Source organism: Bradyrhizobium sp. (assembly GCF_049586575.1).
GTDB lineage: Bacteria > Pseudomonadota > Alphaproteobacteria > Rhizobiales > Xanthobacteraceae > Bradyrhizobium.
On the sequence record NZ_JBAVCF010000434.1, the window covers coordinates 1 to 7,297 of the forward strand.

Consider the following 7,297-nt stretch of genomic DNA (forward strand, 5'->3'; position numbering starts at 1 on the left):
ATGAACGTCATGCTGGCCGATATCGAGACGGAGGCGCTGGAGGCCGCCGTAAAGAGCCTGCGCGAGGCCAAACGCCTGCGGTCCGGGCTCGACCCGTCCATGGTCGCAGCACGGGTCGTTGCCGCGATCCGCACCGACGAATTCTATGTGTTCACGCACCCGGAGATGCGTGCCGAGCTGGAAGTGCGGTTTGCGGCCATCATGGCGGCGATGGACAGGGCCTAAAGTCTCCGATTGCGACCCGTTATAGCGCTGTTCTTGCCTGCAAAACGACGCTAGTGGTCCGATTCTAACATTCGCATCCCTTTTCAGCGGGCACCTTTGCGAATGTTGGAATCAAAAGGACCACTAGCAAATATTTGTTTCTAGTGGAGTTTCGGATTTGACATTCGCTTTGCGAACTCGAGGTTGACTGGGGAGCGAATGTCAAATCCACTCCACTAGATAGGCGCGGCTAGCGGAGTGGATTTGACATTCGCTACCGGACATTGAAACGGGTTTGCGCGTGAACTTGGATGAACTGAAACGCCAGGCAGCGGCGCGTGCGGTTGAATTCGTGCAAAGCGGCATGAAGCTCGGTCTCGGGACCGGCTCGACCGCCAAGCATTTCGTCGAACTCTTGGGCGCGCGGGTGCAGGGCGGGCTGGACGTGATCGCCGTGCCCACCTCCGAGGCCACGCGCGACGACGCCATCCGCTGCGGCATTCGCCTCACCACGCTGGACGAGATCGACCGGCTCGATTTGACCGTTGACGGCGCCGACGAGGTGGACCCCTCGCTCAACCTCATCAAGGGCGGCGGCGGCGCTTTGTTGCGGGAGAAGATCGTGGCGGCCGCTTCCGACCGCATGATCGTGATTGCGGACGAGACCAAATGGGTCGAGACCCTCGGCCGCTTCCCGTTGCCGATCGAGGTGATTCCGTTCGGGCTGGCCGCGACGCGGCGGGCAATCGAAAAAGTGTTCGCCGATTGCGGCGTTTCCGGTCAGTTAGCGGTCCGAAAAGGGCGTGACGGTCACGTTTTTGTCACCGATGGCGGCCACTGGATCATGGATGCGCATCTTGGGCGCATATCGGACGCGCCGCGTCTTGCGCAATCGCTTGGCTCCATTCCGGGTGTTGTCGAGCATGGGTTATTCATCGGCCTGGCCAGCACCGCGATGCTGGCCGGCTCTCAGGGAATTCGTGTTGTGGAACGGCGATAACGCCGTGGTTGAGGAGAAATCAAAAATGAAGCGTTCATCGGGAATCTTGCTTGCCGCCAGCCTTGCGCTGGGTCTGGCGTTTTCGCCCCTGCCGGCCGGCGCGCAGCAGCCCGCGGCGGCGCCGCTCAAGCCGGTATCGCCCTCGGCGCTCCAGGCGGCGAAGGATCTGCTGACGGTCAAGAACGTCAACCAGGTTTATGCGACGGCCGTCCCCAATATCATTCAGCGCGTCAAGGATCAGATCCTGGCGAGCAACCTCAGCTATCAGAAAGACCTCAACGAGATCGCGCTCGCGGAAGCCCAGTCGAAGGCCGGCCGCGAGAAGGAGATCGGCGAGCAGATGGCGAAGATCTACGCCAACGACTTCACCGAGCAGGAATTGAAGGACCTCACGACGTTCTACAAGTCGCCGCTCGGCCAGAAGGTGCTGGCGCAGGAGCCGAAGTCCATCCAGGCCAGCATGGTCTACATGAACCAGTGGGCGCAGGCCTTTTCCGAAGCGGTCGTGACTGATTTCCGCAACGAGATGAAGAAGCGCGGCAAGCCGCTCGGTTAAGGCACTCTCTTCTCCTCTCCCGTACACTTTCTTATCCCTCCCCTTAGCGGAGGGATAAGAAAGAGCGCACCTTTTTCGTGGTGATTGCTCGCCTATATCCTTTGCTGACCCAACGCTGATCCGCCGGGAGCCACATGGCCGAATTCGATACCGATCTGTTTGTCATCGGAGGAGGGTCGGGCGGCGTTCGCGCCGCGCGCATCGCCGCCGGTCATGGCGCGCGGGTGACGATCGCCGAGGAATACCGGATGGGCGGCACCTGCGTGATCCGCGGCTGCGTGCCGAAAAAGCTCCTGGTCTATGCCTCGCATTTCCATCAGGAGTTCGAGGATGCGGCCGGCTTCGGCTGGACCGTGCGAGAGCCGACGTTCGACTGGTCCACTTTAATTGCCAACAAGGACAAGGAAATCGCCCGGCTCGAGGCGGCCTACACCACCAACCTGGAAAAATCCGGCGCGCGCGTCGTCAAGACCCGCGCCGTGCTCGAGGATGCGCATACGGTCCGGCTTTCGACCGGCGAAGCCGTGCGCGCGAAGTATGTGCTGATCGCGACCGGCGGCGCGCCGAACCACGGCGCCGCCATCCCCGGCATTGAACATGTGATTTCCTCCAACGAGGTTTTCCATTTGCCGTCTCTGCCGCGGCGCATCCTGATTCAGGGCGGCGGTTACATCGCGCTTGAATTCGCCTGCATCTTCGCAGGTTTCGGGTCGGACGTGACGGTCGTCTACCGCGGCGAGAACGTGCTGCGCGGGTTCGATGAGGATGTCCGCACCCATGTCCGCAGCGAAATGGAGAAGGCCGGCATCACCGTCCTGACCGGCTGCACCGTGACGCGGGTCGACAAGCACGCGCATGACTTCACGTCGCATTTGTCGAACGGCTCGAGCATTGCGTCAGATCAGGTCATGTTTGCGATCGGCCGGCACCCGAACGTCAGGGGGCTCGGGCTTGAGAAGGCCGGCGTCGCCATCAACCCGGAGAACGGCGGCATCGCGGTCGACGGCTTTTCGAAGACGTCAGTGGACAACATCTATGCGATCGGCGACGTCACCCACCGCATCAACCTGACGCCGGTCGCCATACGTGAAGGCCACGCCTTTGCCGACACCGTGTTTGGAAAGCGGCAGGTGAGGGTCGACCACGCCGATATCCCGACCGCCGTGTTCTGCCAGCCTGAAGTCGGCACCGTCGGACTGACGGAAGACGAAGCGTGCGAGCGGTTCAGCCATGTCGATATCTTCAAAACCACCTTCCGGCCGATGAAGGCGACGATGTCGGGCCGCGACACGCGCATGCTGATGAAGCTCGTCGTCGACGCCACGACCGATCGCGTGGTCGGCTGTCACATCGTGGGCGATGGTGCTGCCGAAATGGTCCAGGTGCTCGGCATCGCGGTCAAGATGAAAGCCACCAAGGCTGACTTCGATGCGACCATGGCGCTGCATCCGACCGCGGCGGAAGAACTCGTGACCATGCGTACCCCGACCGCGCGGCATGTGCGCGCGGCGGCGGAATAGACGTCGTTTCGCTCGTCAGGGGAACCGCAAGCGCAAGCGTGTCTGCGCGCGCGGGAACCTGGGTTCCAGTCGTGTTCCATTGCCGAGGGTCAAGCTTCCGCCTTCATTCGCAGCCGTATTGCCGCGGGGACTGTGGTGCACGCTGACAAGGCCGGATCATGGGACAACCTGCATGAGCGTTTTGAAGTCGAGCGGTTCGATCGCGAGGAAGCGCGTTCGCTGGACGGCACGCGCCCTCATCAAGCGAAGGAACACGTCGGCCGCTTGCGCCGCGCTGAAATCGGCATCCACCATCACGTTGCGGGCGTTGACCGCCTCCGCGACGCGCAAGATTCCGCGCGGCGTGAGGATGACGGCTGTGTCTCCGACGGCGATCGAGTAAGCCTTGCCTGGGCAGTTCGGCTTGAATTCCTGAAGTCGTGCTCGCCGCGCGGCCGTGCGCATCGCTGCCGGCAGTCCTCAAGTCTCCGTGAAATGTGAGCCGAACCACACGCGCTTCCGGGCGTGCGGTCCATGCTGGACGCAATTGATGAGGCGGTCACGTCGCATCAAGACGCAACACCCACAGAGCGAGGGGCGCTTGCCCCAGACGTCCAACAAATGGAGACGACCATGCGGAAGACAGCTCTTACCATCTTCGGCGCGCTGCTGATCTCGGGATTGGCGGTTCAATTGGCGGCGGCGACCGAGCACCACCGCGGCAAGGCCTATTTCGGCCGTGACCTGTCGAACCTTCGCGGAGCCTACAATCAGGTGAGCGGGCCGATCGTTGTCGCCCCGCGCGCGCTGGATCGTTTGGACGCGTCGAGGCCCGGCGGCGAAGACACGACGTTCAATCCCTCCGGAAGCTGATGTCCTGAGTAGCAGCTTCCGCGATCATCGCGAAGGCGAGCCACACAACCGGCTTGGCTGATGGTTGTTCTCTCGCACGCTAAAGATACCCCACCCCTTTAGACGGGTGGGGTAAGCGCGCCACCTGGTGGTCCGATTCCAGCATTCGCATCCCTTCGCAGCAGGCACATTTGCGAATGTTGGAATCAGGGACCACTAGCAAATATATGTTTCCAGTGGAGTTCAGGATTTGACATTCGCGTTCCGATTTTGCGGCCACGCAGGTAGCGAATGTCAATCCACTCCACCAGCCCGGTGATTTATGGGGATATCTGCCGACAACCGAAGCGCAGGAAAAGTGCAAGTGCGCAAAGCTTCGGTTTCGGGAGCAGAGAAGCGTGCCGGGCCGCGCGGGGGCCTCGCAAAAGACGCCCGTCATTCGCGACGGGCGCCGAGTCTAGGGAGAAACGCCGTGTAAAAGGACGGCGTGAGAACGCTAGCCCGATTCGCCTGTTGGAAGATGTGTCCCAATTCACACAATGGCGGGTAAAGTTTTACAACAAGGGGGAACTCCTGCCCTCCCGCATCTGCTGCAGCCCTTGTGCGAACAATCGCGTTTTCAACGCATCGAGCGTTTCCGCAAAAAAGGCCGGCACTTTAAGTCGCGGCTCCAGGAACCAGGCTGCAATTTCAGGCGTTCTCGCAATCTCAGGAGTGTGTGGGATGCGCGCGAGGAAACGGTCAAATAACAAGCGACCAAATATTCTGGAGCCATGCATCGTGCTTGCCGTCGCCAGCCATGCGGCCATGGGCGTCGCTCTCGGGCTTGTCTTCGCGCTGATCCTGACCTGGACCCCTTTCTTCAACCTCGGCACCAATCCGAAGATGACGATGGCGACGTTCGTGGGCACCGTCGTATTGATGTTTGGAATTGGCGCGGCGTTGACGGGCGTCCTTTTGATGATGGAAGACGCCTGACCTGACGCTTGAGCCGTCGGCCCGCGGATGCGCCGGGCGCAAGCAATCGGTCTTTGAAACCAATCAGTCTTGGAACGATGAACATGCTTCCGGCTTGTTGAAGAACAAGATCGGATGCGACCATGAACGTTGCTCTCAAAGGCGAACCGCGCGGGCTCTCCGCGCTATGGCGATCCTATGCCGGGGATCTGCGCGGATGGGTTGCAAGGTTGGCGGCGCGATACGGCGTCGCTGTCGCGTTGCTGGCCGGCGGTATTTTGGCGGTATTTGCTGCCATCGCCGTGGGCGCGACGGCGCTCTTTCACTTCATCGAGCTTCGCTACGGCGCGAATGCGGCTTTTGCCGCGATTGGCGGCGGCTTGCTCGCGCTCGGCGTCATCCTGCTTCTCGCGGGCTGGCTCACGATGCGACGCCGCGCGCCGCCGCTGCCGAGACCGCGCCGCCAATTCCGCGCCGCCAGGCAAATGCTGGCGGGATCGACTATTGCGCGCGCCGTTACCGCATTGCGCGAGAACGACGCCGCAAAGCCCGATCCCACCACCCAAATCCTGCTGGGAGCCGCGGCCATCCTGGCCGCCGGCTGGATCGTGGCCACGCGTCTCGGGTCCACATCAGGACGCAAGGTGCGGCGGTGACGAGACGGCCCCATCCGTTTGCAAGCCATCTCGCTCTCGTTGCCAGCACGGTTCTCGCGACGCTGGCCATTCAACGGCATCTCGGAAGAGATGCCGGTATCAGTGCCATCGATCGAGCCGCGGCGCCTTCGCCCGGGATGGGCGCCGGAAATCCTTTTCCCGTCATCGCGTCGCGAGGCAAGGAAATCCTGCTCGGCACCTACGCGCGAATTAACCGCGACCGCATCCTGGCTACCGCCGCGGGCGTGGTGTTCTACGGACTGCTCGCGATCTTTCCGGCGATTACGGCGCTGGTTTCGAGTTACGGGCTGTTTGCCGATCCGTCGACGATTTCCGGGAATCTTCAAAGCCTGGCTTTGATGCTGCCGGGCGACTCCTTCGCGATCGTTCAGGACGAAATCACCCGCGTGGTGGCGAAGGCGAACTCCTCGCTCAGCCTGGCTTTTGGCCTTGGGCTGGGGCTTGCCATCTGGAGCGCGAATGCCGGCGTCAAGGCCGTTCTCGACGCCCTGAACGTGGCGTATGAGGCGGAGGAAAAGCGAGGGCTCATACGCCTCAATCTGGTTTCCCTTGCTTTCACCGTTGCAGGGTTAGCTGCCATTCTCGTCATGGTCGGCGCCGTGATCGGCGTGCCGCTTGCGCTCGAACGGTTGGGCCTCGACCAGGGTGCCAGGCAACTTGTTCAACTCGGCCGCTGGCCGATGTTGGGCCTGGTGTTGCTGGCGGCGCTTCTGGCGCTGTATGGTTACGGGCCAAGCCGCGCGAGGCCAAAGTGGCGCTGGCTGGTCACCGGCGCCGTTCTCGCCATCGTGCTGTGGCTGATCGGATCAGTGCTGTTGTCGTGGTACCTCTCGAACTTCGCCAACTACACCGCGACCTACGGCTCGCTCGGCGCCGCCATCGGCCTCATGACGTGGATGTGGCTGTCGGCCATCATCGTCCTGGTCGGCGCCGAGCTCAATTCGGAGATTGAGCGGCAGGCGGTGGTTGGGAGAGGTCGGGTTTAAGAGGTTCGATCGGCAAGACGGTGAGATCAGGTCGATCGAAGTGTGAGCTTAGAGCGCCGCACCTTGGTTTTCATGCCGCATTGCTCGAGAAGAAGAGATAGAGCGCCAGCTTGGTCCATGAGGCCCGGAAACGAACCCAGGCTGTTTGAGATCTGAATACGGCAGCACGCACCGCACAGTGACGGCTATCCCTCCGCCTCCAGCCACTCGGCGGCGCCGCGCCAGAGCGTGTCGCGATGTTCGGGCCGGAAGAAGCCGAGATGGCCGATGGGTCGTCGTGCCCGCATCGGTGGGCGTGCTGCTTGGCGCCGAGCGGCAGGAACAGCGTCGCACCGAGCGCGTATCCGTCAACTGCGGGAAAGGTGATATCGTCGATGAAAACGTCGTCGAGCCCAGCCTCACGCACCGCGATTTCCCTCATCCCCTCGCGAGGTCTTCGGCAAATGCGAATTAGGCTTTTACCGCAAGGGGTTGTCCTGGAGCCTGCGGCTAGAGCTTGAAGAGAGGTGCAGATTGGCGACAGCTCCATCATACTGGCGGTGAGGCGCGCGCCTGTGTATATAGCG

At 62.0% G+C, this 7,297-nt stretch carries 8 protein-coding genes and 2 pseudogenes; 9 read left to right on the plus strand and 1 reads right to left on the minus strand.

Annotated elements, in window-relative coordinates; translation table 11 throughout:
* From WB528_RS17205 to WB528_RS17245, 9 genes and pseudogenes are all read left to right on the plus strand, one after another.
* A pseudogene (locus WB528_RS17205) lies at positions 1-225 on the plus strand (hypothetical protein); the annotation flags it as partial.
* Positions 226-505: 280 nt separating this feature from the next.
* Positions 506-1,204: a ribose-5-phosphate isomerase RpiA gene (gene rpiA, locus WB528_RS17210; protein ID WP_423889610.1), complete on the plus strand. Its 699-nt coding sequence runs from the start codon at positions 506-508 to the stop codon at positions 1,202-1,204.
* Between the two features lie 25 nt (positions 1,205-1,229).
* Positions 1,230-1,760, plus strand: coding sequence for a DUF2059 domain-containing protein (locus WB528_RS17215; protein WP_423889611.1), 531 nt, complete (start codon positions 1,230-1,232; stop codon positions 1,758-1,760).
* A gap of 134 nt (positions 1,761-1,894) precedes the next feature.
* Positions 1,895-3,280 (plus strand): glutathione-disulfide reductase, encoded by a 1,386-nt coding sequence (gene gor, locus WB528_RS17220; RefSeq protein ID WP_423889612.1) that lies wholly within the window; start codon positions 1,895-1,897, stop codon positions 3,278-3,280.
* 135 nt (positions 3,281-3,415) lie between these two features.
* Positions 3,416-3,760, plus strand: a complete 345-nt coding sequence (locus WB528_RS17225; protein WP_423889613.1) for a hypothetical protein — start codon at positions 3,416-3,418, stop codon at positions 3,758-3,760.
* A 132-nt stretch (positions 3,761-3,892) separates the two neighbouring features.
* Positions 3,893-4,132: a hypothetical protein gene (locus WB528_RS17230; RefSeq protein ID WP_423889614.1), complete on the plus strand. Its 240-nt coding sequence runs from the start codon at positions 3,893-3,895 to the stop codon at positions 4,130-4,132.
* A gap of 759 nt (positions 4,133-4,891) precedes the next feature.
* Positions 4,892-5,089 (plus strand): hypothetical protein, encoded by a 198-nt coding sequence (locus tag WB528_RS17235; protein ID WP_423889615.1) that lies wholly within the window; start codon positions 4,892-4,894, stop codon positions 5,087-5,089.
* A gap of 122 nt (positions 5,090-5,211) precedes the next feature.
* Positions 5,212-5,724, plus strand: coding sequence for a hypothetical protein (locus WB528_RS17240; protein ID WP_423889616.1), 513 nt, complete (start codon positions 5,212-5,214; stop codon positions 5,722-5,724).
* The gene (locus tag WB528_RS17245) at positions 5,721-6,731 is read left to right on the plus strand and encodes a YihY/virulence factor BrkB family protein (protein WP_423889617.1); all 1,011 of its coding nucleotides are present in this window, start codon (positions 5,721-5,723) and stop codon (positions 6,729-6,731) included. The genes WB528_RS17240 and WB528_RS17245 overlap by 4 nt, the downstream gene beginning before the upstream one ends.
* A gap of 292 nt (positions 6,732-7,023) precedes the next feature.
* On the opposite strand, the pseudogene WB528_RS17250 reads toward WB528_RS17245, so the two are convergent.
* Positions 7,024-7,152, minus strand: a pseudogene (locus WB528_RS17250) (alpha/beta fold hydrolase); the annotation flags it as partial.
* Between the last annotated feature and the right edge of the window lie 145 nt (positions 7,153-7,297).